Annotated in this window: 27 protein-coding genes; 15 read left to right on the top strand and 12 right to left on the bottom strand. The window is 63.7% G+C overall.

Going from position 1 to position 23900, the window contains the following annotated elements; all coding sequences use genetic code 11:
- Nucleotides 1-4: 4 nt before the first annotated feature.
- Both ACUXV1_RS03950 and ACUXV1_RS03945 read left to right on the top strand, forming a co-directional pair.
- Nucleotides 5-2269: a diguanylate cyclase gene (locus ACUXV1_RS03950; protein ID WP_446014583.1), complete on the top strand. Its 2265-nt coding sequence runs from the start codon at nucleotides 5-7 to the stop codon at nucleotides 2267-2269.
- Nucleotides 2270-2295: 26 nt separating this feature from the next.
- Nucleotides 2296-3117: a DUF3025 domain-containing protein gene (locus ACUXV1_RS03945; RefSeq protein ID WP_446014584.1), complete on the top strand. Its 822-nt coding sequence runs from the start codon at nucleotides 2296-2298 to the stop codon at nucleotides 3115-3117.
- Here ACUXV1_RS03945 and ACUXV1_RS03940 read toward each other — a convergent pair.
- Complete coding sequence (locus ACUXV1_RS03940) at nucleotides 3069-4271, bottom strand: YihY family inner membrane protein (protein WP_081554562.1); 1203 nt, start codon at nucleotides 4269-4271, stop codon at nucleotides 3069-3071. The genes ACUXV1_RS03945 and ACUXV1_RS03940 overlap by 49 nt on opposite strands.
- 128 nt (nucleotides 4272-4399) lie before the next feature.
- On the opposite strand from ACUXV1_RS03940, the gene wrbA reads away from it, so the two are divergent.
- A complete protein-coding gene (gene wrbA / locus ACUXV1_RS03935) occupies nucleotides 4400-4999 on the top strand; it encodes an NAD(P)H:quinone oxidoreductase (RefSeq protein WP_194427517.1) in 600 nt (199 codons plus the stop codon).
- Here wrbA and ACUXV1_RS03930 read toward each other — a convergent pair.
- Nucleotides 4996-5775 carry an AraC family transcriptional regulator gene (locus tag ACUXV1_RS03930; protein WP_446014585.1) on the bottom strand — a complete coding sequence of 260 codons (780 nt, stop codon included), beginning with the start codon at nucleotides 5773-5775 and terminating at the stop codon, nucleotides 4996-4998. The two genes, wrbA and ACUXV1_RS03930, sit on opposite strands and share 4 nt — an antisense overlap.
- Before the next feature lie 101 nt (nucleotides 5776-5876).
- On the opposite strand from ACUXV1_RS03930, the gene ACUXV1_RS03925 reads away from it, so the two are divergent.
- From ACUXV1_RS03925 to ACUXV1_RS03890, 8 genes are all read left to right on the top strand, one after another.
- On the top strand, nucleotides 5877-7073 hold the full coding sequence (locus ACUXV1_RS03925) for an MFS transporter (RefSeq protein ID WP_081554606.1): 1197 nt from the start codon (nucleotides 5877-5879) through the stop codon (nucleotides 7071-7073).
- Nucleotides 7074-7337: 264 nt separating this feature from the next.
- Nucleotides 7338-9197: an asparagine synthase (glutamine-hydrolyzing) gene (asnB, locus tag ACUXV1_RS03920; RefSeq protein ID WP_446014586.1), complete on the top strand. Its 1860-nt coding sequence runs from the start codon at nucleotides 7338-7340 to the stop codon at nucleotides 9195-9197.
- Between the two features lie 58 nt (nucleotides 9198-9255).
- Nucleotides 9256-9396, top strand: coding sequence for a hypothetical protein (locus tag ACUXV1_RS03915; protein WP_156038908.1), 141 nt, complete (start codon nucleotides 9256-9258; stop codon nucleotides 9394-9396).
- A gap of 147 nt (nucleotides 9397-9543) precedes the next feature.
- Nucleotides 9544-10086 carry an iron transporter gene (locus tag ACUXV1_RS03910; protein WP_043635157.1) on the top strand — a complete coding sequence of 181 codons (543 nt, stop codon included), beginning with the start codon at nucleotides 9544-9546 and terminating at the stop codon, nucleotides 10084-10086.
- 125 nt (nucleotides 10087-10211) lie between these two features.
- The gene (locus ACUXV1_RS03905) at nucleotides 10212-10547 is read left to right on the top strand and encodes a cupredoxin domain-containing protein (protein WP_019100458.1); all 336 of its coding nucleotides are present in this window, start codon (nucleotides 10212-10214) and stop codon (nucleotides 10545-10547) included.
- Between the two features lie 44 nt (nucleotides 10548-10591).
- Entirely contained in the window at nucleotides 10592-11416 is an 825-nt protein-coding gene (locus ACUXV1_RS03900; RefSeq protein WP_043635160.1) for an FTR1 family iron permease, read from the top strand.
- Nucleotides 11413-12861 (top strand): 4Fe-4S binding protein, encoded by a 1449-nt coding sequence (locus ACUXV1_RS03895; RefSeq protein WP_446014588.1) that lies wholly within the window; start codon nucleotides 11413-11415, stop codon nucleotides 12859-12861. Before ACUXV1_RS03900 ends, ACUXV1_RS03895 begins: the two co-directional genes overlap by 4 nt.
- 73 nt (nucleotides 12862-12934) lie before the next feature.
- Complete coding sequence (locus tag ACUXV1_RS03890; protein ID WP_446014590.1) at nucleotides 12935-13696, top strand: substrate-binding periplasmic protein; 762 nt, start codon at nucleotides 12935-12937, stop codon at nucleotides 13694-13696.
- Here the strand turns inward: ACUXV1_RS03890 and ybaK are convergent.
- The 5 genes from ybaK to ACUXV1_RS03865 all read right to left on the bottom strand — a co-directional run bounded on the left by ybaK (nucleotide 13680) and on the right by ACUXV1_RS03865 (nucleotide 17254).
- Entirely contained in the window at nucleotides 13680-14162 is a 483-nt protein-coding gene (gene ybaK, locus ACUXV1_RS03885; protein WP_446014591.1) for a Cys-tRNA(Pro) deacylase, read from the bottom strand. The genes ACUXV1_RS03890 and ybaK overlap by 17 nt on opposite strands.
- A gap of 108 nt (nucleotides 14163-14270) precedes the next feature.
- Nucleotides 14271-14900 (bottom strand): sulfite oxidase heme-binding subunit YedZ, encoded by a 630-nt coding sequence (locus tag ACUXV1_RS03880; RefSeq protein WP_446014592.1) that lies wholly within the window; start codon nucleotides 14898-14900, stop codon nucleotides 14271-14273.
- A gap of 10 nt (nucleotides 14901-14910) precedes the next feature.
- Nucleotides 14911-15828 carry a protein-methionine-sulfoxide reductase catalytic subunit MsrP gene (gene msrP / locus ACUXV1_RS03875; protein WP_446014593.1) on the bottom strand — a complete coding sequence of 306 codons (918 nt, stop codon included), beginning with the start codon at nucleotides 15826-15828 and terminating at the stop codon, nucleotides 14911-14913.
- A 75-nt stretch (nucleotides 15829-15903) separates the two neighbouring features.
- Entirely contained in the window at nucleotides 15904-16839 is a 936-nt protein-coding gene (locus ACUXV1_RS03870; RefSeq protein WP_446014595.1) for a TIGR01212 family radical SAM protein, read from the bottom strand.
- Nucleotides 16840-17071: 232 nt separating this feature from the next.
- Nucleotides 17072-17254 carry a protein MIGRI gene (locus ACUXV1_RS03865; protein WP_043635174.1) on the bottom strand — a complete coding sequence of 61 codons (183 nt, stop codon included), beginning with the start codon at nucleotides 17252-17254 and terminating at the stop codon, nucleotides 17072-17074.
- 220 nt (nucleotides 17255-17474) lie between these two features.
- Between ACUXV1_RS03865 and metX the strand changes: the two genes are divergently transcribed.
- The 4 genes from metX to ACUXV1_RS03845 are packed head-to-tail and all read left to right on the top strand — an operon-like array spanning nucleotide 17475 to nucleotide 20872.
- On the top strand, nucleotides 17475-18617 hold the full coding sequence (gene metX / locus ACUXV1_RS03860; RefSeq protein WP_446014597.1) for a homoserine O-succinyltransferase MetX: 1143 nt from the start codon (nucleotides 17475-17477) through the stop codon (nucleotides 18615-18617).
- Nucleotides 18614-19219 (top strand): methionine biosynthesis protein MetW, encoded by a 606-nt coding sequence (gene metW / locus ACUXV1_RS03855; protein ID WP_446014598.1) that lies wholly within the window; start codon nucleotides 18614-18616, stop codon nucleotides 19217-19219. Before metX ends, metW begins: the two co-directional genes overlap by 4 nt.
- Nucleotides 19220-19271: 52 nt before the next feature.
- A complete protein-coding gene (locus ACUXV1_RS03850; RefSeq protein WP_081554552.1) occupies nucleotides 19272-20540 on the top strand; it encodes an AmpG family muropeptide MFS transporter in 1269 nt (422 codons plus the stop codon).
- On the top strand, nucleotides 20537-20872 hold the full coding sequence (locus tag ACUXV1_RS03845; RefSeq protein ID WP_446014599.1) for an MliC family protein: 336 nt from the start codon (nucleotides 20537-20539) through the stop codon (nucleotides 20870-20872). The genes ACUXV1_RS03850 and ACUXV1_RS03845 overlap by 4 nt, the downstream gene beginning before the upstream one ends.
- A 17-nt stretch (nucleotides 20873-20889) precedes the next feature.
- Here the strand turns inward: ACUXV1_RS03845 and ACUXV1_RS03840 are convergent, their stop codons facing one another.
- Genes ACUXV1_RS03840 through ACUXV1_RS03820 form a run of 5 tightly spaced genes read right to left on the bottom strand, consistent with a single transcriptional unit; the run spans nucleotide 20890 to nucleotide 23812 of the window.
- Nucleotides 20890-21315, bottom strand: coding sequence for a type IV pilin protein (locus ACUXV1_RS03840; RefSeq protein WP_446014600.1), 426 nt, complete (start codon nucleotides 21313-21315; stop codon nucleotides 20890-20892).
- Complete coding sequence (locus ACUXV1_RS03835) at nucleotides 21312-21995, bottom strand: hypothetical protein (protein WP_446014601.1); 684 nt, start codon at nucleotides 21993-21995, stop codon at nucleotides 21312-21314. The genes ACUXV1_RS03840 and ACUXV1_RS03835 overlap by 4 nt, the downstream gene beginning before the upstream one ends.
- On the bottom strand, nucleotides 21992-22831 hold the full coding sequence (locus tag ACUXV1_RS03830) for a PilW family protein (protein WP_179140700.1): 840 nt from the start codon (nucleotides 22829-22831) through the stop codon (nucleotides 21992-21994). Before ACUXV1_RS03830 ends, ACUXV1_RS03835 begins: the two co-directional genes overlap by 4 nt.
- Nucleotides 22832-22845: 14 nt before the next feature.
- Nucleotides 22846-23292, bottom strand: a complete 447-nt coding sequence (locus ACUXV1_RS03825; RefSeq protein ID WP_446014603.1) for a hypothetical protein — start codon at nucleotides 23290-23292, stop codon at nucleotides 22846-22848.
- Nucleotides 23276-23812 (bottom strand): GspH/FimT family pseudopilin, encoded by a 537-nt coding sequence (locus ACUXV1_RS03820; protein ID WP_052370422.1) that lies wholly within the window; start codon nucleotides 23810-23812, stop codon nucleotides 23276-23278. Before ACUXV1_RS03820 ends, ACUXV1_RS03825 begins: the two co-directional genes overlap by 17 nt.
- Nucleotides 23813-23900: the final 88 nt, after the last annotated feature.

Raw genomic sequence — 23900 nt, 5'->3', positions numbered from 1 at the left:
CCGCTTGAACCCAGCCTTACGCCGCCGGGCCAGTCCGCGCCGTCGACTGTTCGCCGCCGCGGGCTCGCTGTGCCTGTTCGGGGCCGACTACGCGCAAGCCGCGACGCCCGACTGGCTCGCCGGCTGGCCGTTGTTCGTCCCCTTGTTGGCGCTGCTGGGCCTGCCGCCATGGCGACGCCGGCGGCAGCTGGCCACGCTCAGCCGCCAGGTCCGGGACAGCCAACAGCCGCTCGTGCTGGCCGACGCCGCCGGCCGTCTTCTCGCCGTCTCCGACTACGCGCCGGCGCCCTCGCGCCAAGACGGCGTGCTGACCAGTTACGGTTTCAGCCGGCACGACCTCGCGCTGCTGCTGGACCCGGCCCACCCCGGCCATCGCGACGGCCTGCTAGCGGCCCATGCCGATTTACTGGCCTTTCCCCTGCCCTGCCCGCTCCCCGGCCATCTTTTGTTGCGCTTGCAAACACCATCCCTCGTCCACGGCCCCGGCGGCGATCTGAGCGGCTGGCGCCAGGCCCTCCAGGACGCGCGGCTGGGTTTGCTCGAGTTCGACCTGGCCGACCAAGCAGTGCGCGGCGCGCCTCAAACGCTGCACGCCCTGTTAGGCCTGCCGGCGGACGCTGAGCGAATGGCTTTTTCCCGCTGGCTGGAGCTGCTTCATCCCGAGGACCGCTCGCTGTTCACCGCCTTGCTTAGCCACCCGGAGCAAAGACAAGAAAGCGCCTGCGGCATGGAGTTCCGCGTGCGTCACGCCCACGGTCATTGGGAATGGCTGGAGCAACGCACCCAGTTTCACAAGGACGAAGTGGGCCGCATCAGCCATATCCACGCGCTGTGCCAGATCGTCACCGCGCGCAAGCTGGCCGAGTCCGCGATGCTGCGGCGCGAACAGGAGTTCCGCACTCTGGTGGAGAACTCGGAAGACGTCATTGCCCGCTACGATCTGAACCTGCGCTGCCAATTCATCAACCGCAGCGTCAGCCGCTACTCAACGCTGGCGCGCGAAGAGCACCTTGGCCGCAGCGTCCATGACAAAGCCTGGCCCGAAGCCGCGCGCGCGCGTTTTGCAGAGGAGTGCGAGCGACTGATCGCCGGCGGCGAGGCCCGCCGCTTCGAACTGGAGCTGAGCATGGGCACCCGGCGCTTTATTTTCGAGGTGAGGCTGTTCCCTGAATTCGGGCTGGGCGGCGAGCTGCGCAGCATTCTGGCGGTGGAGCGCGAAATCACCCACAGTCGCCAGAGCGAACGTCTGCTGGCAGAAGAAAACGCGGTGATGGAGATGATTGCCGGCAATGCGCCGTTGCAAGACACGCTTAACCAGATCTGTCGAATGATGGAGTCGCAACTGAACCGTGGCGTCTGTTCCATCATGCTGCTGGACGCCAGCGGAGAAACCTTAGGGCTGGCGGCCGGCCAAAGCCTGCCTCCAAGCTACCGCAAACTGCTGGCACAAGTGCCGGTGGGCCCGGAGGCCGGCTCCTGCGGCACCGCCGTCCACCGTAAAAGCCTGGTCATCGTCGACGACATTGCCAATAGCCCGCTTTGGGCCAGCTACCGCGAACTAGTGGCGCCCTTTGGCCTGAGCGCCTGCTGGTCCACGCCCATATTCTCCAGCGACCGCCGACTGCTCGGCGCTTTCGCCATCTATCACCCGGATCCGCGCCAACCCGAGCCGGAAGAGTTGCAGTTGGCGCAACGCAGCACCCACCTGATCGCCATCGCGCTGCAGCGCGACGCTCACGAAAAGAAACTCTATCAGCTCGCCACACTGGATGAACTGACCGGCCTGTGCAACCGCCGCCAGTTCATCGCGCTGTCCAGCCGCGAAATCGAACGCAACCGGCGTTATCAATTGTCCTTGACCGTGCTGATGATGGATTTGGATCACTTCAAGAACATCAACGACCGTCATGGGCACGCCAAGGGCGACGAAGTCATCGTCCACTTCGCGCAAAGCTGCCGCAACGTGCTGCGCAGCACCGACATTTGCGGCCGCCTGGGTGGCGAGGAGTTCGCCGCGGTGCTGCCGGACACGCGGATGGAAGACGCGCTGCTGGCGGCAGAGCGCCTGCGCCGCGTCGTCGCGGAAGCCCGTTTGCCGGACGGCGAGACCGGCACTCTGCAATACACGGTCAGCATAGGCGTCGCCATGCTGCGCGCCGACGAGACTGAAATCGACGAAGTGCTGGGCCGGGCGGACAAACAGCTGTACCAGGCCAAAAACAATGGCCGCAACTGCATCAGCGGCGAGGAATTGCTGCTATTGCGCTAAAATGCCGGCCTGAATCTTTTTCCAAGATGTCCACCGTGAGCGCCTGGCAAACCGACTATCTCTCCCACCCTCTATATCGGCCCGTACGCGACGCCGCCGAGCTGATCGCTCCCGCCTCCTGGCCGGAGCAAGAGGACTACGACCTGCTGCTGCTGCGCTACCGGCAACAACGCCCGAACGCGCTGCCCCCGGCACTGCGCTTTGCCTGCGATCTGGAGCCGGAAGCCTATTACGAGATGCACATCGGCCACACCGGAGAGATCCCCACCCGCAGCGGCAACTGGCACGATTGGTTCAACGCCTTGGCCTGGCTGGCTTGGCCGCGGAGCAAACAGGCGCTGAACCGCCGCCACCTGCGCGCCATCGCCCGCGGAGAGACCAAGCGCGGCCCGCTGCGCGACGCGGCCACGCTGTTGGACGAATGCGGCGTCATCGTCGCCGTCGCCGACCCGGCTTTCAGCCGGATGCTGGACGATATGGAATGGCAGCGTCTGTTTTTGGAACATCGCCAAGATTGGGACCGTCGCATCGGCGTTCACGCCATCGGCCACGCGCTGTTCGAGGTCGGCCTGCGGCCGCATATCGGCTGGTGCGGCAAGGCGCTGCCGCTGGCGGTGCCGGAAGCCTTCTTCCACTGGGACGAAGCTTGCCGGCGGCACCATCTGGACACGGAGTTGGCGCGACGGCTGGACGACGACGACTTCATGCCGGCCCCGCGCTCGCTGTGGCCGCTGCCGCTGCTGGGCATTCCCGGCTGGTGGCCGGACAATGAAGATCCGGCCTTCTACGCCAACCGCGATTATTTCCGGCCAACGCGGCGGGCGAAATCTTCCAGCGTCACGGACTGAAGCTCGGCCGTCATCGGCCCCAACAGGGTTTCCACGCCGGCGCCGACATCGTCGTCGCGGTAGTTGTCGCTGCGATAAACGAACAATTCGAACAGCTCCACCATGCAGATGGCCGACAACTTCTTGCCCAGCACCCAGCCGTCGCGCTGGCTTTTCTGAACAAACCCGCGGGAGCTCAACATGTCCAGCACCCAGCCCAGCTCGTCGTAGCCCACCTTCACCTGGCTGCGCAACTGCACCGGGCTCAGCAGTTCGCCTCGGTTCTGCGCCTCGTCCAGCAGCAGCAACACCTCCACCGCATCGAGAAAACGCCGCCTAGGCTCGAAGCGACGCCGCCATGCGTCGCCCTCCCAATAAGACAACGATGCCGTGAACACCGCGCCGCTGAGCACCACCATCCACAGGCAATACACCCACAACAGGAAAATCGGGATGCTGGCGAAGGCCCCGTACACCAATTGGTAATTGGCCACCTGACCGATGTAGAAGCCGAACAAGGCGCGCGTGGCCTCCAGCAAGATCGCGGTCAGCAAGGCGCCCACGCTGGCGTGCTTGATCGGCACAAAACGGTTGGGCACGATGCGGTACAACAGCGACAGCACCAGAGCAGTCAGCAAGATGGACCCGCCGGCTTCCACCATATTGGCCAATACCGGCAGCGCGTGATCGAACTTGCTGACCTTGAACAGGCTGCGCCAAGCCAGCAGGCTGCCGCCCAGCACCAGCGGCCCCAGCGTCAGCACCGTCCAGTACACCATGCTCTGCTGCAATAACGGCCGCCCGCGGCGCACGCCCCAGATGGCGTTGAAAGTACGGTCTATGGTGGACATCAGCATCAACGCGGTCACACCCAGCATCACAATGCCGGCGGCGGTCAACTTCTCCGCGTTGTCGGCGAACTGGCGCATATAGACGGTAATCACCTTGCCGGCGAACTCCGGAACCAGCGTGGACAACAGCATGATCTTGAAACGGGTGCTCAGATCCGAGAATACCGGAAACGCGGAAATCACCGTCAAGGCGATGGTGAACAAGGGTACCAACGCCAACAGCGTGGTGAAGGTCAGGCTGCCGGACACTTGCGCGACGCGATGACTGCCCATGCGCCGGGCAAGAAAGCGCGCAAAGCCCAGATACGGTTCGATTCGACTCATTTGCATCTCGGCAAAATAATGGCAAAGCGCGGATCAGGCAAGCCGCACAGAGTTGCTTTATCATGCATCCGCTTGCGCGGCGGCGCGCGACCTATCGTTTTTGATCTCACAAAGAAGGCCCCAAACCCATGCAAGACCTCTTGGTGCTCTACTACAGCCAGCACGGCGCCACCCGCGAACTGGCCCGGCTGATCGCCCGCGGCATTGAAAGCGTGCCCGGCTGCCAGGCCCGGCTGCGCACCGTGCCCAAGGTGTCCGCGGTCTGCGAAGCCACCGAGGCCGCCGTCCCCGAGGCCGGCGCGCCCTATGTCGAGGCCGCGGATCTCGTCGAATGCATCGGCCTGGCGCTGGGCAGCCCCACCCGCTTCGGCAATATGGCCGCGGCGGTGAAATATTTTCTGGACGGCACCAGCCCGGAATGGATGCAAGGCGCGCTGGCCGGCAAACCCGCCTGCGTGTTCACCAGCAGCGCCTCGCTGCACGGTGGGCAGGAATCCACCCTGTTGACCATGATGGTGCCCTTGCTGCACCACGGCATGCTGATGGTGGGCCTGCCCTACACGGAAACCGCGCTGACCCGCACGAGCACCGGCGGCACGCCTTATGGCGTCAGCCATGTCTCAGGCGTGCGCAACGAACAAGCCATCAGCGACGACGAGAAACAGCTGGCGCTGGCGCAGGGGCGCCGGCTGGCTGAGATTGCGCTGAGGCTGGCCGCCCCGTTCTAAAGCTGCTGCGCATCGAAGAAAGCGCTCGGCGACGCGCCCAATTCGCGCTTGAACATCGTCGAGAAAGCGCTGGGGCTGGTATAACCCAGATCCAGCGCCACCTCCAACACGCTGGCGCCACGCGCCAGACGCTCCAAAGCCGCAATCAACCGCGCTTGTCGCCGCCACTGCCCGAAGCTCAGCCCGGTCTCGCGCTGGAAGCGGCGCTGCAATGTGCGCGGGTCCATCGCCGCCTGCGCCGCCCACTCGGCTACGCCGCGCGCGTCGCCGGGGTGGCTGAGCAACTGCCTACACAATTGGTCCAGCGCCGCCGACGCCGGCTGCGGCAAGGACAAAGCCAAGCTCGGCAGGCTGCGGATCTCGTCCAGAATCAAACGCATCACTCGTTCCGCCCGGCTATCCGGCGGGTAAGGCACCGCAATGCCGGTTGCGGCCTGAATCAGCTCGCGCAACAAGGGCGACACCGCCAGCACGCAGCACTCTTCGGGCAAGCCGGCCAAGGCGTCGCCGCGCACATACACCGTGCGCATCCGCACCCTGCTCAGCATATTCACCTGATGCCAGGTGGCGATGGGCAGCCAGATGCCGCGCGTCGGCGGCACGATCCATCGGCCCTGATCGGTGGTCACCATCATCACGCCTTCCACTGCGTACAGCAGTTGTGCCGTGGGGTGGGCGTGGCGCGGCGAGACTCCGCCGGCAGCGTAGTCACGCGCCTTGCCCACCACCGGGGCCGCGCCGCCGTCATAGTCATGCAAATGGTCGAAGTCCGCCACAATGCCTCTTTTGCAAAGATAACTGCCTTATTTTGGCAGGACGGACGCCATTTTGCTCGCTAGTATGACATTCACCCACTAGCTGAATGATTCTCAAGCCCATGACCACCGCCACCGCCGCCACGCCCGATCAAGACAGCACTCGCTTCCGTGTGCTGGGCGCCATCAGTTTCTCCCATTTTCTCAACGACATGCTGCAATCGCTGCTGCTGGCGATCTATCCGCTGCTTAAAGGCAACTACCAGCTCAGCTTCGCCGAAATCGGCCTGATGACCTTGACCTACCAATGCACCGCCTCGCTGTTGCAGCCGCTGGTGGGGCTCTACACCGACAAGAAACCGATGCCGTACTCGCTGGTGCTGGGCATGGGAGCCACCCTGTGCGGCCTGTTATTACTGTCCAGCGCCGGCAGCTTCCCCCTGCTGTTGTTGGCCGCGGCGCTGGTGGGCACAGGCTCCTCGGTATTTCATCCGGAATCGTCGCGGGTGGCCCGCATGGCCTCCGGCGGCCGTCCCGGTCTGGCCCAATCCATTTTTCAGGTGGGAGGCAACGCCGGCAGCGCCAGCGGGCCGCTTCTGGCTGCGCTGATCGTCATCCCCTTGGGGCAGGGCAGCATCGCCTGGTTCGGCCTGGCCGCCTTGTTGGCGATGGCGGTATTGTTCAAGATCGGCCAGTGGTACAGCCATCAGCAGCGCAAGGCCAAAACCGCCGCCATCGCAACGCCGCCCCAGTTGTCGCCGGCGCGAGTGAAGCTGACGCTGTTCGCCCTGCTGGTGCTGCTGTTCTCCAAATACTTCTACACCGCCAGCATCACCAGCTACTTTACCTTCTATTTAATCAAGCACTTCGGCTTGGGCGTGCAGGCCGCGCAGCTCCATCTGTTCTTGTTTCTGTTAGCGGTCGCGCTGGGCACCATCTTCGGCGGGCCGATCGGCGACGCCATCGGCCGCAAGCGGGTGATCTGGTTCTCCATCCTCGGCATCGCGCCGCTGACCTTGCTACTGCCCTACGTCAATCTGTTCTGGACCAGCGTGCTGTCGCTGGGCATCGGCTTCGTGCTGGCCTCGGCCTTCCCCGCCATCATCATTTACGCGCAGGAACTGTTGCCGGGCCGGGTGGGCATGGTGTCAGGCATGTTCTACGGCTTCGCCTTCGGCATCGGCGGCATCGGCGCCGCGGTGCTGGGCCAACTGGCCGACAGCCACGGCATCGAATTCGTCTATCAGCTATGCGCCTTCCTGCCGCTGCTGGGCTTGGTGGCCGCACTGCTGCCGGATCTGCGCGGCGACAAGGTTTGACACTGGCGCCGCCCTGCCCGGATACTTCGGCCATTCAATTTTTCCAACGCGCCTGCGGTGCCGTCTGAGAACGTGTTTACGATCTCGCGAGCTAAGGCGAGACAAGGCGAAAACGGCTGAGAAAGCGGAGTGTACACACGGTACATGAGCATTTCGAAGGTGTTTTCAACGCCGTATCGCCGACGCGCAGTAGATCGTAAGCAGGTTCTGAGCGCTCTGCGCTCGGCGGCTTACCCGGCGCGTTGCCCATTCGGACAGAAAATCATGTGTGGAATCGCCGGTTTCTTCTCTCAACGCCCCGCCGCCGCAGCCACCGCCCAGGCCATGTTGACGGAGCTGGGCCGGCGCGGACCGGACGCTGCCAATCAATTATGGCTGAACGCCGACTGGCAAACGGCGACAGACGGGGACATCCACAACGCGCTGCTGCACGCGCGCTTGTCCATCATCGACCCGCGCCCCATCGCCAACCAGCCGATGGCCAGCGAGGATGCTCAGGTCTGGATCTGCTACAACGGCGAAGTCTATGACTGGGCCGCCGACAAGGCCGAACTGGAAGCCGCCGGCGCGCGCTTCACCACGCACTCCGACACCGAGTTCATCCTGCGCGGCTACCAGGCCTGGGGCATTGAAACCCTGCTGCAGCGGCTGCGCGGCATGTTCGCCTTCGCCATCCTGGATTTGAAACAGCGCAAAGTGCATCTGGCGCGCGACAGGATGGGCGAGAAACCGCTGGTCTATTCGCTGCTGGACGGAAACTTCGCCTTCGGCTCGCTGGTGCGCTCGGTGCTGCCCTTCTTGCCGCCCCAGCGGCGCGACTTTTCCGCCGACGCCATCGACGCCTATCTGGCGCACCGCTACATCCCGGCGCCCGCCACCTTGTTCAGCCACATACAGCGCCTGGAAAACGGCCACCGGCTGGAGTTTGACCTGGACACCCGCTCCCTGCGCAAACTGCGCTACTGGCAGCCAGCCAAGGACGGCGGCGACTGGCTTCAAGTGCTGGACCGCGCCGTGGCGATGCGCACCGTCGCCGACCGCCCGCTGGGCGTGCTGCTGTCAGGCGGCATAGACTCCACCGTGATCGCCAGCCGGCTGGCCTTGCAACAGTTGACGCAATTCAGCAGCTTCACCGCCGCCTTCCCTGGATCCAAGCTGGACGAGGCCGCCGACGCCGCCGATTCCGCGCAAAGAATGGGGCTGGCCAATCTGGCGGTGCAGATGCCGGAGAATCTGGCGGCCGATTTCGAACGCATCGTCGCCGACCTCGACCAGCCTTTCGCCGATCCGTCCAGCTTCCCCACGTGGTACCTGGCGCGCGAAGTCAGCCGCCACGTCAAAGTGGTGCTCTTGGGCGACGGCGGCGATGAGCTGCTGGCTGGCTACAAGCGCGTCAACAAGCATCTGCGCACTCGCTGGCGCAGCCTGATCAAGCTGCCGCTGACGATCCAGCCCTCGCTGGACGGCAAGGGCGCCGGCAAACTCGCCACCGAGTTGGCGATGAGTTGGCAAGACGCCTATTCGCTGCGCTTTTCCGGCTTCACCCCCGGCCAACGCCTGTTCCTGCAAGGCAACCGGCCGCTCTCGCGACTCTGCCACTGGCGCGCGCCGGACGATATCGGTCCGCCGCCGGCCAATGCGCCGGCCGGTCTGCATCATTTGCTGGCCATAGACTTCGCCAATTATCTACCGGACTACATCCTGCAAAAGTCCGACCTGTGCACCATGGCCCACGGCCTGGAGGGCCGCGCCCCGCTGGTGGACCACCGCTTCTATCAGACTCTGCTGGCGGTGGACGGCAAACAGCGCTTCACCCAGCCTGCCAAGCTGATCTTCCGCCGCGCCGTTCACCCGGCGCTGCCTGCGGACTTCTTCCAGCGCAAGAAACGCGGCTTCAACCCGCCGCTGTCCGGCTGGCTGAAAACCAGCCTGGCTCCGCGCATGGATGGTCTGGGCGAACGTCTGGCGCGGCTCAGCCGCGGCCAGCTCGACGCCGCGGCGGTGGACACCTTCGCCGCCGCCTACCGAAACGGGGCCGAGCATCTGGCCGAGCAGATGCTGCAGTTGCTGATTTTGGACGAAAGCCTGAGGCAGCTAAGCTTGCTGGCGGCCCAAAACGACTAATCCGTCCAAAGACGGGCGAACAAGCACTAGGCAAGAAGCAGCCAGCAGGGAAAGCAATATGCGCAAACGACGCATAAGCATTGCGAAGCTGGCTTCCAAGGTCTTTTCAATCGAGCGCGCCAACGCGGCGCATGCCATTCCTATGGCCAGCGCCGCCCGGCGTCGCATCTGCTACATTCGACAACACATTTTCGTTTGAAAACGATAATGATTAGCATTAGTATTTTTAGGCAGGCCAAGCAAACCAAGAATAAAGCGCCTATCCGCCAGGCCGGCGTCCTTCGCCGCCAAGCGGCCCGCTTGGGCCAAGCAGTGCCCTATTCAATTGAAACCAAAAGGAAACAATATGCGTCGCTTTGTCCAACTGGCTATCGCCACCGCAGCACTCACCGCTTCCGCCGCCGCCATGGCCAAGGAATACCCGATCGGCAAGCCGGCCCTGAAGAACGGCATGGAGATCGGCGCGGTCTACCTGCAGCCGACAAAGATGGAACCGGAAGGCATGATGCGCAAGGCGGAGGCATCCGACATCCACCTGGAGGCCGACATCCACGCTACCAAGAACAATCCCAACGGCTTCGAAGAAGGCGCATGGATGCCCTATCTGGTGGTGAAGTATGAACTGAGCAAGGTGGGCGGCAAGGAAGTGCTCAAGGGCGATCTGATGCCGATGGTGGCCAACGACGGTCCGCACTATGGCGACAACATCAAGCTGCAAGGCCCGGGCAAATACAAGCTGAAATACACCATCCTGCCGCCGTCGGCCAACCAGCATGCTCACTTTGGCCGCCACATCGACAAGGAAACCGGCGTGGGCCCGTGGTTCAAGCCCTTTGAACTGAACTACGAATTCACTTATGCCGGCATCGGCAAAAAAGGCGGCTATTAATCCCGTTGTTCTTGCAAAAACAGGATTAATGCGAATGAGAATGTAAACGCAAGCCATTCTCATGCGTTAAAATAAGACAGCGCATGCCTTCGCCTGCGCTGTTTTCAATCCGGAGACCCATTCCGATGAAGTTCGCGCCCTTGACCCTGGCCGCCGCCGCGGCCTGCCTGTTGTCCATGTCGGCCATAGCCGACGACATGCCGGTGTTCAAACTGGTGATGAAGGACGGCGTGTTCACACCCGCCCGCCTGGTGGTCCCCGCCGGCAAGAAGTTCAAGGTTGAAGTGATCAATGCCGGCAAGACCCCGGCCGAATTCGAAAGCACGCCGCTGCGCAAGGAAAAGGTGCTCGGCCCCGGCGCGGAGTCCTTCCTGGTTTTCCAGCCGCTGTCCCCCGGCGAATACAAGTTTTTTGACGAATTTCACATGAAGACCGGCCAAGGCGTCATCGTCGCCAAGTAAACGCGGCCCATCCGCTGTGTAAGCCGTATTCAGGAGTAGACCTCATGGGACAAGTCCTATTCATCGTCTGGCGCGAAAGCGTCGAAGCCTTGCTGGTCGTGGGCATCCTCAATGCCTGGATGAACCAGAACCCGGCCGGCGCCGCCGGCAAACGCTATTTGTGGGCCGGCGTGGCGCTGGGCCTGCTCGCCGCCGTCGGCCTGGCCGTGGCCCTGTTCGCCGCCAGCAGCCTGATGGCCGGCGCTCAGGACATCTTCCAGACCGTGATGGTGTTCACCGCCGCGGCGCTGATCGTGCACATGGTGCTGTGGATGCGCGAGCATGGCCGCACGCTGAAGAAAGAACTGGAGGCCGGCCTGCGCGAAAACGCCAGCAATGCCAACTGGTGGGGCGTCACCCTGCTGGCCGCCATCGCCATCGCCCGCGAAGGCAGCGAAACCGTGGTCTTCCTCTACGGCATGTTGGCCGAGGCCGACGGCTCCACGCTGGCCAGCATGAGCTTTGCCGCCATAATAGGCCTGGGCCTGGCCTTCCTAACCTTCTATCTATTGCAGCTGGGCGGCAAATATCTGTCCTGGCGCTTGTTCTTCCGCATCACCGAAATCATGCTGCTGCTGTTGGGCGCTTCGCTCTTCCTCAGCGGCGTGGAAAAGTTGATCTCGATGGACATTCTGCCGGCGCTGGTCGACCCGCTGTGGGACAGTTCCTCGCTGCTTGACGACATGAGCCCGGCCGGCGGCGTCATCGCCTCGCTCACGGGCTACCGCGCCCACCCCGCCCTGATGAGCCTGATCGCCTACGCGCTGTTCTGGGCGACGATCTGGGCGCTGTTCCAGTGGCGCAACCGCAAGCAGACGCTGGCCGTATGAAATCCGCCCGCCCGCCGCTTCCCCATTCCGCCGACGTCGCCGCGCGCGCCGGCGGTTCCTGTCGCCAGCCGACGGCCCAGGGTTTCATGGCCGCCGTCGGCTTGTGGCTGCGGGATCACGCCGGCCTGCTGCGCGCGCTGCAATGGGGCGTGGTGCTGGTCTACGCCGCGCTGCTGATCGTGCCGGCCTGCTTGGACTTGCCGGAAGACAGCGCCCGGATCTGGAACAATCTGACCATCTTCGCCCAATTCGTGTTCTGGGGCATTTGGTGGCCGTTCGTGCTGTTGTCCATGGTGTTGTTCGGCCGGCTGTGGTGCGGTGTTCTCTGCCCGGAAGGCGCTTTGTCCGAGTGGGCTGCCCAAAAAGGCCTGGGCCGCCCTATCCCGCGCTGGATGCGCTGGGGCGGCTGGCCCTTCGTCGCCTTCGCTCTGACCACCATCTATGGCCAACTGGTCAGCGTCTACCAATACCCTAAGGCCGCCTTGCTGGTGCTAGGCGGCTCCACCGTGGCCGCGGTGATCGTCGGCTTCATCTATACCCGCGGCAAACGCGCCTGGTGTCGCCACCTGTGCCCGGTCAACGGCGTGTTCGGCCTGCTGTCCAAGCTGGCGCCAATGTATTACCGAGTGGACGAAGCCGCCTGGAAAGCCTCGCAGCAAGGCAAAACCATCCCGATACAGGCGGTGGATTGCGCGCCGCTGCAACCGCTGCGCCATATGCAAGGCGGCAGCGGCTGCCATATGTGCGGCCGCTGCAGCGGCCATCGCGACGCCATCGAGCTGAGCCTGCGCTCGCCCACAGAAGAAGTGGTCAAGGTCGCAGCCAAAGAGGCCGATGGCTGGCAAACCGCCTTGATTGTCTATGGCTTGCTGGGGGTGGCGATGGGCGCCTTCCACTGGACCATGAGCCCTTGGTTCGTGGCCATGAAACAGGCGGCGGCGGAATGGCTGGTGGATCATGACATCCTGTGGCCGCTGGATACCGAGGCGCCGTGGTGGCTGCTGACTCATTATCCGCAGCACAACGACGTGTTCTCCTGGCTGGATGGCGCGGCGTTAATCAGCTACGTGCTGGCCACCGCCCTGGCGCTGGGCAGCGGCCTGTTGCTCTGCCTGGCCGCCGGCGTGCGCATCGCCGGCCCTTGGCGGACTCAACGGCTGCACCACCTGGCCCAAAGCCTGATCCCGCTGGCCGGTTGCGGCGTGTTCCTTGGCCTGTCCGCGCTGACGGTGACGCTGCTGAAGGCGGAAGGGGTGCCGATGTTCTGGGCCAACGACGCGCGGCTGGCCTTGCTGGCCGGAGCCAATCTGTGGTCGCTGTGGCTGGGGCGCGCCATTCTCGCGCGCTGGAGCTCCGGCCCGCGCCTGGCGCTCGCCTTGATGCCATTGTTGGCGGCGCTGGCCTTGGTGGACGCCGCCTGGGGCTTCATGTTCTGGTGGTGGTAGCCGTCCCGCTGGCGACGAGGTGGGCGCTGTGCGATAACAAAGCATGCTCCCACCCTGATCCTGGAGTCGCGCCATGTGGCGTCCGCTGCTGCTTGTTCTCTATTGCCTGGCCGCGCCCGCCCGCGCCGAAACACCGGCGATAGACTTCGCTACGGGCGAGTGGCCGCCCTATGTGTCGCGCAGCTTCACCGCCGACGGCGTCTTCGCCGACATGGTGCGCCAAGCTTGCCGGCGCGCCGGCTATATCGCACGTTTTCACTATATGAGCTGGCCTCGCGCGGAAGCCGAAATCAAGGCCGGCCGCGCCGCGGCGGCCTTTCCCTATCGGCCGACGCCGGAACGCGCGCTCAGTTTCGACTTTTCCCCGCCGCTAATCCACAGCAGCAGCTACTTCTTCTATTACAAGCCCCGGCTCGCCCATCCCCCCGCCGACTTCCGCAGCCTGGCAGATTTGCACGCCTACCGCATCGGCGTGCAGCTGGGTTATTGGTACCAGCCGCTGTTCAAGCAATACCACTTGAATACGCTGAACACCAACGACGAGGAAAACGCGATCAGGCTGTTGCGCGCCGGCCACCTGGACCTGGCGCCGCTGACGCTGGAGCGCGGCCTATTCCTGATCCGCACCCAGGCCACTGGCCATGAGCGCGACTTCGCCTACATTCCCACGCCGCTGGACAAAGCCACCGCGCTGTCCCTGATGTATTCACGCAGCTACCCAAACATCGCCAAGCTGCGGCCGGCAATCGATCAAGCCTTGCAAGCAATGCAGGCCGACGGCAGCCTTCGCGCCATCTACCAGCGCAACTTCCCCGAACTCAAGCCGCTGCGTTGACTAGAGTCGGTTTCAGCACCCGCTCGGCGTCCTTGGGATCGATGCCGATCAGGAAGCCGCGCTTGCCGCCGTTGATATAGATGCGCTCCAACTCCAAGATGCTGGCTTCCATATACACCGGCATCTCATGGCGGGTGCCGAACGGGCTGGTGCCGCCCACTTGGTAGCCGCTGTGCTTGTCCGCAGTCTTGGGATCGCAGGGATGCACCTTCTTGACGCCGATCTGCTTGGCCAGCATGCCAGTGCCCACTTCGCGGTCCCCGTGCATTAGCACGATCAACGATCGCTTGTTCTCGTCCTCCATGATCAAGGTCTTGATCACGCAGTGCTCGTCCACGCCCAACTCTCGCGCCGACACCGTGGTGCCGCCCTTTTCCTCGTACTTGTACACATGCTCGCTAAAGCTGACATGATGCTCGCGCAATACCCGGATCGCCTGAGTGACCGGGGCCTTTCCCTTGGACATGATCTTCACAGCCTGAAAAAACAAAACGCCACTGTAGAAGTTTGCACGCCGCGAGGCAAACCCCAATCCGCGCCACCTCGCCGATGTCGGCAGCGAGCTTGCCCGAGATCAAACGCCACTCGGCCGACGCCAACGCCACCACAGCCTCAGCCCAAGCAGCAGGGCCAGCACCGCGGCGTAGATCAAGGGCTGGCTCCAGTCCTTCTTCACCAGCCACCAGTAATGCACCACCGCCAGCAGCGCCGTCGGGTACACCAGCCGATGCAGCCGGCCCCAATTGCGCTTGAGCCTGCGCATCCAACCTTGGGTCGAGGTCAGTGCCAGCGGCGTCATCAACAACAGCGCGGCAAAGCCGACGGTGATGAAGGGGCGTTTGTAGATATCCCTGACGATGCCGGCCCAATCAAAAAACTGATCCAGCCATAGATAGGTCAGGAAATGCAGGCTCAGATAGAAAAAGGCGAACAGGCCCAGCATGCGCCGGCACTTAAGCGGCCAGCCGCCGACGCCAAAGCGCCGCAACGGCGTCATCGCCAGCGTCGCCAGCAACCAAACCAGGGTCCAGGTGCCGGTGGAACGAGTGATGAACTCCACCGGATTCACCGCTTCTCCGGACAACACGATCCAAGCGGCGCGCGCCAGCGGCAACAGACAGGCCACAAACAACAGACATTTGAACCCGGCCAACACGCGGTCGGCAGGACGGGCGGCAGCGGATTTAAGGCGCAAAGTCGTCATCCCCGCTCCATCAATAGTTCTTGCGCAGATCCAGGCCGCGGTACAAACCCGCCACCTGCTCTCCGTAGCCGTTGAACATCAACGTCTTGCGCTTGAAGAATTCGCCGATGCGGCGCTCGCTGGCCTGGCTCCAGCGCGGGTGATCCACTTCCGGATTCACATTGGAATAGAAACCATACTCGCGCGCATTCGCCAGATTCCAGCTGGTGGCCGGCACGGTTTCCTGCAAATGGATGCGTACGATGGATTTGATGCTCTTGAAGCCGTATTTCCACGGCACCACCAAGCGGATGGGGGCGCCGTTCTGATTGGGCAAGACATCGTTATAGAGGCCGACGGCCAGAATGGTCAGCGGATGCATCGCTTCGTCGATACGCAGACCCTCCCGATAGGGCCAGTCCAGCACCCGGCCGCGCTGGCCTTGCATTTCCGCCGGCCGCTGCAGGGTTTCGAAGGCCACGTATTTGGCGCGCGAGGTCGGATTCATCTGTTTAAGCAGGCTGGCCAGCGGAAAACCCACCCAGGGAATCACCATGCTCCAGCCTTCAACGCAACGTAGCCGGTAAATCCGCTCCTCCAGCGGAAATTTCAACAGCTGCTCGATGCCGAAGCTGCGCGGCTTGGCCACCTCCCCGTCCACCAACACATTCCAGGGTCGGGTTTTCAGACTGCCGGCGTTTGCCGCCGGATCGGCCTTGTCGGTGCCGAATTCATAGAAATTGTTGTAGCCGGTAATCTCTTTCAGGCTATTGGCCTTGTCGTTGCCGGCCAAGGTCGACAGCGGGCTTTTCTTGGCGGCCAGCGCCGCCAAAGTCTCAGCGGACAGCAGCAGGCCCGCGCTGCCCAGCATGAAATGGCGGCGGTTCAGATATACGCCTTCCGGCGTGATGTCCGACGAGGAAATATCGGCGGGTTTCTTGATCAGCATGGCGGTGTCTCCGGTCTCTCTACCCCCATGAGTCGGGAGCGGCTCCTGAATCTGACAATCGTTCACGCAGATAATTTACGCAAGTGGCTCCTCATCCGCCCGCCAGGCCCGCCCCAAAGCGCTGCCCTGGCCGCCGTCACGCGCCAGAAGCCGGCCTATCGCCTGCAAGGCGGCCCAGCGCGGGCCGCACCAGTCCGGCGCGATCAGGGTTGGCGCCTGCGCGGTGGCCGACACTCGGTGGTACACCACTTGCGGCGGGGTATGGCGGATCAGGCTGGCCGCCGCTTCCGCGTAATCGTCCAAGCTCCACGGCGCCACTTCGCCCCGCCGGTATTGCGCCGCCATCCGCGAACCGCGCACCACCATCAGCGGATGCAACTTCAATCCTTCCACGCCGATGTCCAACACCGCGTTCAGCGAGGCATGGACAGCGGCCGCGTCCTCTCCGGGCAGGCCGGCGATCAAATGAGTGCACACCTTGAGCCCGTGGCCATGCGCTCGCCGCACCGCATCGCGATACTCAGCCAAGCCGTGGCCACGCCGGATCAGGGCCTGGGTCCGGTCGTGAGCGGTCTGCAGTCCTAGTTCCAGCCATACCTCGCCGCCTTGCTGCTGGTATTCCGCCAGCAAGGCCAGCGCGGCGTCCGGCACGCAGTCCGGCCGGGTACCCACGCACAAACCCACCACATCGGCGCCGGCCAGCGCCTCGTCGTACAAGCGGCGCAGTTGCTCGGTTTCGGCGTAGGTACTGGTATAAGCCTGGAAATAAGCCAGATAACGGCGCGCGCGGTCAGTCTTGATTTTCTCCCGCGCCAATTGCTCGCTGATCGACAAGGCCGCCGGATCGCGGCCGAAGCTGCGCACATTGCAAAAGGTACAGCCGCCGCGCCCCAAGGTGCCGTCGCGGTTGGGACAGGTGAAGTTGCCCGCCAGCGATAATTTATGCACCGGCTCGCCAAAACGGCGCCTCAGATAATAACCAAAGGTATGCAGATGCCGGGTCAGGTCCATTGCCAAACAACGCCCAAAGCCGGGCAGTCTAGCCAGCGAGCGGGCAAGAGGCGCTGAGCGGGATCAAGGATGGGCGCAATGGCTCTCTGTAAAGCAGTTCAAAGCCTGGCGAGCAAGAACGAAACAAGGCGAAAACGGCTGAAAAAGCGGAGTGTACACACGCTACATGAGCATTTTGAAAGTGCGCTTACCGAGCTAGGTTTCACGACGCGAGGCAGATCGTAAACAGGTCTTAAAGACGGTGCCAGCCCAATAGATACAGCACCGAGAACAGCCCCGCGCTGACTAGCAACGCCAGGGCCAGCGTGCTGAACAGCTCGTGCAGGCTCTGCCGCTGGCGACGGTTGAGCAGCCAGCGGGCCAACATCAGCAGCACGCCGCACAGCACGAAGAACTTGAAGAGACGACCGAACATGGCGGGCCAGAGAAGGAAAGTCGCCCGATTATCCGGCGCGCCGCCGCGGCTGGCAAGACGCTGTCGCCGGCGGCTCAAGACATGCTAAAGTCCTGACTGTAGCCTACAGGAGGCTCCGCGACGAGAATGGCCGGCACAGACCGGCCGCCGGTGGAGCGACAGCATGAGCATGGCCAACGCCGCGCATGCCGAAAATAGCAAAAGAGGCACTCAAGTCATCATGTCCGACTCCCACGACTCCGTCGGCATCGTTACGGCTCAAACCGCCGTGTTCGATACCCCCTTGCCGCTCAATAGCGGCGCCATACTGCAAGGCTACCAGCTGCGCTTCGAGACCTATGGCGAACTCAATGCCGCCAAGAGCAACGCCATCCTGATCTGTCACGCCCTGTCCGGCCACCATCATGTAGCCGGCCGCTACCAGGCGGACGATAAGGCCGCCGGCTGGTGGGACAATATGGTTGGTCCCGGCAAGCCCATCGACACCCGCCGCTTCTTCGTGGTCGGCGTCAATAATCTGGGAGGGTGTCATGGCAGCACCGGCCCCTCCAGCGTCAATCCCGCCACCGGCCAGCCCTGGGGCTCCGCCTTTCCCGTCGTCACCGTGTCCGACTGGGTCTACAGCCAGTCGCGCTTGGCGGACCGATTGGGCATAGAACGCTGGGCGGCGGTGATAGGCGGCAGCCTGGGCGGCATGCAGGCCCTGCAATGGAGCATCGACTACCCGGAGCGCATTGCCCACGCGCTGGTGATCGCATCCGCCCCCAAGCTGTCGGCTCAGAACATCGCCTTCAACGACGTGGCGCGCCAAGCCATCATCACCGACCCCGAATTCCACGGCGGCGACTTCTACGCCCATAATGCGCTGCCGCGGCGCGGCCTGCGGCTGGCGCGCATGCTCGGTCACATCACCTATCTATCCGACGACGGCATGGGCGCGAAATTCGGCCGCATGCTGCGTTCCGGAGACTATCGCTTCGGCTACGACGTGGAGTTCGAGATCGAATCCTATCTGCGTTATCAGGGCGACAAATTCTCCGACGCCTTCGACGCCAATACCTACCTGCTGATGACCAAGGCGCTGGATTACTTCGACCCGGCCAAGAGCTTTGGCGGAGACCTGGTCGCTGCGCTGAAAAAGGCCAGCGCCCAATTCCTGGTAGCCAGCTTCACTAGCGACTGGCGCTTTTCGCCGGAGCGATCGCGCGAAACCGTCAAGGCGCTGGTGGCCGCCAACCGGCCGGTGTCTTATGCCGAAATCGAGTCCGTACACGGCCACGACGCCTTTTTGATGACCGACGAACCCTATGTCCAATTGATGCGCGCCTACCTCGACCGCATGGCGCGGGAGGTGCAAGCATGAACGCCCCGCAAACCACGGCGCCGCTGCGCGCCGACCTGCGCCTGATCGCCGACTGGATCACGCCCGGCAGCCGGGTTCTGGATCTAGGCTGCGGCGACGGCGCGCTGCTGTCCTGGCTGGGCCGCAACAAACAAGTGGTGGGTTACGGCGTGGACCTGGATGTGAGCAATGTCGTCAAATGCGTAGCCTCCGGCGTCAACGCGCTGCAAGGCGACCTGGAAACCGGCTTGGCCGAATTCGACAGCGACGCCTTCGACCACGTAGTGCTGTCGCAAACCATACAGGCAATGCGCGAAACCGAGCAGATTCTCAACGAAATGCTGCGAGTAGGCCGCGAAGCCATCGTCACTTTTCCCAACTTTGGCTTCTGGGAAAACCGCTGGCAAATCCTGCAGGGCCACATGCCGGTTTCCGACACCATCCCCTACCAGTGGTACGATACGCCCAACATTCACTGGTGCATGCTCGGCGACTTTGAAGCGCTGTGCGCCAAGAATCGGCTGCGCGTGGTGGAACGCGTGGTGATGAATGGGGTCAAACGGGTGACTTTCATGCCCAACTTGCGCGGCAGCCTGGCGTTCTACCGGGTGGCGCGCCAATAACAACAAGCGGCGGGCCGGTCCCGCCGCGCGATCCGTAGAAACTGGCCTGCCCATGAGCAACACAACCATCGACTGGCGGCGCGACGTCTTCTCGCGCACGATGCTGATCTGCGTCTTCACCGGCTTCGCATCCGGTCTTCCGCTGTACACCCTGATCAACCTGCTGCCCGCCTGGCTGCGCAGCGAAGGCGTCGACCTCAAGGCCATCGGCTTGTTCGCGCTGATCGGCTTGCCCTATACCTGGAAATTCCTGTGGTCCCCGTTGATGGACCGCTACGTGCCGCCGCTGCTGGGCCGCCGCCGCGGCTGGATGCTGCTGACCCAACTGGCGCTCATCGTCACCATGGCAGGCTTCGGCCTGTTCAACCCGGGCCAGCACATCTGGAGCATCGCCGCGCTGGCGGTGGGCGTGGCCTTCTTCTCCGCCAGCCAGGACATCGTGCTGGACGCCTATCGCCGCGAAATTCTCAGCGACAACGAACTGGGGCTCGGCAACACCGTGCACATCAACGCCTACCGGCTGGCCGGCCTGGTGCCCGGCTCGCTGTCCTTGATCCTGGCGGATTACATCCCCTGGGACCGCGTCTTCTTGATCACCGCCTTGTTCATGATTCCGGGCGTACTGATGACGCTAAAAGTCAGCGAGCCCAAACTGGCGGGCCAAGCGCCCAAAACGCTGCGAGAAGCCGTGGTGGAGCCCTTCCATGAGTTCATCACCCGCCAGGGCTGGCAAGGCGCCGCCTGGATTCTGGGCTTCATCTTCCTGTACAAGCTAGGCGACAGCATGGCCACCTCGCTGGCCACGCCGTTCTACTTGGACATGGGTTACGCCAAGTCCCAGATCGGGCTGGTGGCCAAGCACGCCGCGCTGTGGCCGGCGGTGATAGGCGGCCTGCTCGGCGGTCTGTGGATGATCAAACTGGGCATCAACCGGGCGCTGTGGGCCTTCGGCGTGGTTCAGGTACTGTCCATTCTGGGCTTCGCCTGGCTGGCTAGCTATGGACGTTTCGCCTCCATCGGCGCGCATGAACTGAGCATGCTGGCCGTGGTCATCGGCTTCGAAGCGCTGGGCGTCGGTCTCGGCACCGCCGCCTTCGTCGCCTTCATCGCCAAAAGCACCCACCCGGCCTACACCGCCACCCAATTCGCCTTGTTCACCAGCCTGGCCGCGGTGCCCCGTACCCTGGCCAACGCCTCTACCGGCTATATCATCGACGCCATAGGCTGGACCCATTTTTTCCTGTTGTGCACCGCGCTGGCGCTGCCCGGCATGGTGTTGTTGCTGAAAGTCGCCCCATGGAGGGAAAAGGAGGGAGCATGAAGGCATGGAAATCAGCGTTGCTCGGCGCAACGCTGCTGAGCGCATCCTGCGCCTCCGCCGCGTCGGCCTCCGCCGACACGACCATGCAAACCGTCAAATACCACTGCAACGGCAGCAAAATGGTGGTGGTGGAGTATCCACTCCAGCAGAGCGACGCCGCTATCCGCCTCAGCTGGAATAACCACCGCTATCGGCTGACCTCGGCCAAGGTCGCTCAAGGCGAGCGTTACGTAAGCCAACAATTGATCTGGTCGCGGCTGGACGAGCAAGCGCGTTTGACTACCCGTGGCGGCCGCGTACTGGCTCAGGGCTGCCGCGATATAGAGCGATAAGCCGCGGCCGACGACGCTCAATCTCCCCAGGCCACGCATAACTGCGGGCCGGACTCATCCGGTCCGCACTGCGATAGATTGCCGTCCTGATCCAGGCTCAACTGCAAACGGCCGGCCAAACGGTGCCCCGCCCTGGGCCTGGCCAACAAACGGAAACTGGCTTGTCCGGCGCGGTCCGCCGCCAGACTGGCGCTGCCCAGCCTGATTTCAAACTCGCTCGTGCTCGGCCTCGGCAACGGCGGCCACGACCCGGACTGTGAACGGTTTTCCAAATGCCAGCGCTGGACGAAATGGAGATTCTCCAACAAGGCCGCGCGCGCCTCAGCCAACTGCCCGCGCAATATCTGCTGCTGATAAGCCGGCCAGGCCATCGCGGCCAGGATGGCCGTCACCGCCATCGCCGCCAGCAACTCCAGCAAGGTCATCCCGGCTTGCGCCCTCATTCCTCCTCCAATTGCCGCCAGTTCAAGCGCCCGCCGCGGCCGGCCTGATCGCCCGCTCCGGCCCAGAACCAACTTTGCACAGTCAGCGCGCTACGCTCGCTTTCGCCCCAAACCCGCACACTGATCCGGAACAGACGACCATCGACGCCGACGAACCGAAATGTAGGATTGAGCAACTCCAGCACATAGCGCGGCGGGCTCCAACGCTGTCCAACTCGTACCCGCGCCGGCAAGCACGATGTCGGCGGACGGCCCGGCGTCAGCTCAAGCGGACGACTGGGTCCGCAAGGATGCAGTAGCGGCCACCGCGCGCCGTTGATCTGCACGCTGCGCCGCCATAAATCTGGCTCGGTCGAACACAAACCGTAACCGACGCCGTCAACGGTGGACAGACAGTCCGGCATGAACCAACCCAAGCCGCGGGCGTCGCCGTGCCAGGGAATGCCGCTTTCGCCCGCCAAGCCATCCTCAAAGCGGAGATTCAAGTCCAAAACTCGCCGCTCCGCCGCCCGCAAGGCCTGCAGCGCCGCCAGCCGCAGCGCCCGCTGTTCCGCCAGATTGCGCGTGGCGCGCTGTTCCACCGCCACTGAACGGGCGGTTCCCATGGCCAGCACCGTCAACAGGCTGAGCAGCGGCAGGATCAGCCACAACACGGCGCCGTGCGGCCGGGAGCCTCTCATCCGCTCGGCTCCAATGCGCACGGCAGGGCCGGCGTCAACGCCACCACGGTGGTCCATCCCTGCCGGCGGCCATCCGACTGAATCTCAAGCGACAGCTCCACCCGCGACAAACGCATCCAATCCTCAACGCTGAGTTGATCCGCTTGTTCCCGCCAGGTCAGCTCCAGCGGCCGACAGGCATGGCGAACGCCAAAGCGCTGCCGCAACGCCGCCACGCCCGTTGCCAGCAATTGCGGCGGCTCCGCCGCGCGGCCGGGCCGGTTTTCCTCCAGCCATAAGGCATCGCCGTCGCCCTCCCTACGCAGGACGTAACGCTGCGAAGCGATGGCCAATACCTCCAAGGAGGCGCTATCCGCGCCGCGCAACGGCCCCGCCGCAGCGTCCCCCTGCCAGGCCAGCACATGCGCGCCGGACTCCCGCCGCCATTGCAAGCCCGGTTCACCCTGCGTCAACAGCCTCAGACTAGAGCAACTGGCCAACGCCGCTTCTTCCCAATCCGCCTCGCTGTGCCAACGCAACATGGTCTGCGTCGCCTCCTCCGTCACCGATACCGCCGCAGCGCCGACGCCGTAGCGAAAGCGCATGCCTTCCGGCGCCTCGAACCCGCGCCCCGGCGACTCCGCAGCTTGCGCGCACGCGAAGCGTCCATGCCTGCGCCAGCTCTCCGCCAGTTGCGCCAGCGCAAACTGCCCGTCCTGGTGTCGCCGCAAACGGCTCTCGAGCGCTCGCAGGCTACCCTGCATCGTCAACGCGCCTTGCAAGGCCAACGCCAACACCAGCAGGCCCAGGCTCATCGCCACCATCATCTCCACCAGGGAAAAACCCTGGTCACGCACACCGGCCGCCACGGCTAAGGCGCTTCCAATGCCAGCACGTAACGACGAGCAAAACGACCGGGGCCATCTCCGCCCGCCCTCTCGTCCCAAGTCAACCGCACATAGACGACATCGCCCTGCTGCTCACACAACTCCGCCATCGCATTCAACGCGCCGCGGCACTGCCGCGCCTCAATGGCGTTTCCCCCAAAACCTTCCAGCCGCAGCCGCAAGCGCGACCAATCCGCCTGCTGTTGCGCAGCCGCCTGCGCCTCTTCCGTCTCCGGCCACAACAGCGCCGCTTCGCCCAGCTCCAGCGCTGCCGCGATCACCTCCGCTCTCAACAAGGCGTCGCGGCCATGCAGCAGGGCACGTAGCTGCACAGAGGACAGCGCCAACATTGAAACCATGACAACGAACAAGGCCAGCATGGTTTCCAGCAAAGCGCCGCCGCGCAAGGCGGACTCAGGCCGGGCAAGCATGATCCGCCTTGCCGACTTCCGCACGGCCATAGCCGCTGACCGTCAGAATCAAACACAGACCCGCGCGCGGGCTTTCCAGCACCAGGCGAGCACCCTGCCCGCGCGCCAGCCGTCCGTCCGGCATGAATTGCAACTGGTCCCGCTCCGCGCGCATTCGCACCTTGCCCACGGCGAACACCAGCAAATGCAAGCGCTCCTGACTGTCGTAACCCGCTTGGACGCCGCCCTCCTTATCCGCGTAAACCAGGGCGCCACGGTCCCACACCTGCCGCTGCTTGGCACAGCCTTGCAATTGCAGGTTCCGCTTCAGGTTGGCCGCGCACACGTATACCGGACGGTTGCTACGCAGCGCCTCGCTGCGGGCAAAGTGCAAGAGATTGGCCATGGCTTGGGCGTGGCTGCGCAATTGCTGCGTCAACAACAAACGGCTCAGTCCCGGCGCGGCGATCGCCAAACACAGCAACATGATCGCCAGAACCGTCATGGCCTCAATCAGGGTGAAACCGATCTGAGTTCGCATGTCAGGCCCCGTATCATTGGGAGTCTGGACAATATATTGAGCAAAGCGAGGCTAACGGAACCGATCTTGTTCCCGAAAACGCCAGACC

It is taken from the genome of Chromobacterium sp. W521 (genome assembly GCF_052805975.1).
Note: the sequence above shows the minus strand (reverse complement) of the source record. Positions and strands in the feature narration are given on the sequence as shown.

Excerpts from the sequence above, each read along its gene's own strand:
- ACUXV1_RS03945 (WP_446014584.1), top strand. The coding sequence starts at position 2,296 with ATGTCCACCGTGAGCGCCTGGCAAACCGACTATCTCTCCCACCCTCTA.
- ACUXV1_RS03940 (WP_081554562.1), bottom strand. The coding sequence starts at position 4,271 with ATGAGTCGAATCGAACCGTATCTGGGCTTTGCGCGCTTTCTTGCCCGG.
- wrbA (WP_194427517.1), top strand. The coding sequence starts at position 4,400 with ATGCAAGACCTCTTGGTGCTCTACTACAGCCAGCACGGCGCCACCCGC.
- ACUXV1_RS03925 (WP_081554606.1), top strand. The coding sequence starts at position 5,877 with ATGACCACCGCCACCGCCGCCACGCCCGATCAAGACAGCACTCGCTTC.
- asnB (WP_446014586.1), top strand. The coding sequence starts at position 7,338 with ATGTGTGGAATCGCCGGTTTCTTCTCTCAACGCCCCGCCGCCGCAGCC.
- ACUXV1_RS03915 (WP_156038908.1), top strand. The coding sequence starts at position 9,256 with ATGCGCAAACGACGCATAAGCATTGCGAAGCTGGCTTCCAAGGTCTTT.
- ACUXV1_RS03910 (WP_043635157.1), top strand. The coding sequence starts at position 9,544 with ATGCGTCGCTTTGTCCAACTGGCTATCGCCACCGCAGCACTCACCGCT.
- ACUXV1_RS03905 (WP_019100458.1), top strand. The coding sequence starts at position 10,212 with ATGAAGTTCGCGCCCTTGACCCTGGCCGCCGCCGCGGCCTGCCTGTTG.
- ACUXV1_RS03900 (WP_043635160.1), top strand. The coding sequence starts at position 10,592 with ATGGGACAAGTCCTATTCATCGTCTGGCGCGAAAGCGTCGAAGCCTTG.
- ACUXV1_RS03895 (WP_446014588.1), top strand. The coding sequence starts at position 11,413 with ATGAAATCCGCCCGCCCGCCGCTTCCCCATTCCGCCGACGTCGCCGCG.
- ACUXV1_RS03890 (WP_446014590.1), top strand. The coding sequence starts at position 12,935 with ATGTGGCGTCCGCTGCTGCTTGTTCTCTATTGCCTGGCCGCGCCCGCC.
- ybaK (WP_446014591.1), bottom strand. The coding sequence starts at position 14,162 with ATGTCCAAGGGAAAGGCCCCGGTCACTCAGGCGATCCGGGTATTGCGC.
- ACUXV1_RS03880 (WP_446014592.1), bottom strand. The coding sequence starts at position 14,900 with ATGACGACTTTGCGCCTTAAATCCGCTGCCGCCCGTCCTGCCGACCGC.
- msrP (WP_446014593.1), bottom strand. The coding sequence starts at position 15,828 with ATGCTGATCAAGAAACCCGCCGATATTTCCTCGTCGGACATCACGCCG.
- ACUXV1_RS03870 (WP_446014595.1), bottom strand. The coding sequence starts at position 16,839 with ATGGACCTGACCCGGCATCTGCATACCTTTGGTTATTATCTGAGGCGC.
- ACUXV1_RS03865 (WP_043635174.1), bottom strand. The coding sequence starts at position 17,254 with ATGTTCGGTCGTCTCTTCAAGTTCTTCGTGCTGTGCGGCGTGCTGCTG.
- metX (WP_446014597.1), top strand. The coding sequence starts at position 17,475 with ATGTCCGACTCCCACGACTCCGTCGGCATCGTTACGGCTCAAACCGCC.
- metW (WP_446014598.1), top strand. The coding sequence starts at position 18,614 with ATGAACGCCCCGCAAACCACGGCGCCGCTGCGCGCCGACCTGCGCCTG.
- ACUXV1_RS03850 (WP_081554552.1), top strand. The coding sequence starts at position 19,272 with ATGAGCAACACAACCATCGACTGGCGGCGCGACGTCTTCTCGCGCACG.
- ACUXV1_RS03845 (WP_446014599.1), top strand. The coding sequence starts at position 20,537 with ATGAAGGCATGGAAATCAGCGTTGCTCGGCGCAACGCTGCTGAGCGCA.
- ACUXV1_RS03840 (WP_446014600.1), bottom strand. The coding sequence starts at position 21,315 with ATGAGGGCGCAAGCCGGGATGACCTTGCTGGAGTTGCTGGCGGCGATG.
- ACUXV1_RS03835 (WP_446014601.1), bottom strand. The coding sequence starts at position 21,995 with ATGAGAGGCTCCCGGCCGCACGGCGCCGTGTTGTGGCTGATCCTGCCG.
- ACUXV1_RS03825 (WP_446014603.1), bottom strand. The coding sequence starts at position 23,292 with ATGCTTGCCCGGCCTGAGTCCGCCTTGCGCGGCGGCGCTTTGCTGGAA.
- ACUXV1_RS03820 (WP_052370422.1), bottom strand. The coding sequence starts at position 23,812 with ATGCGAACTCAGATCGGTTTCACCCTGATTGAGGCCATGACGGTTCTG.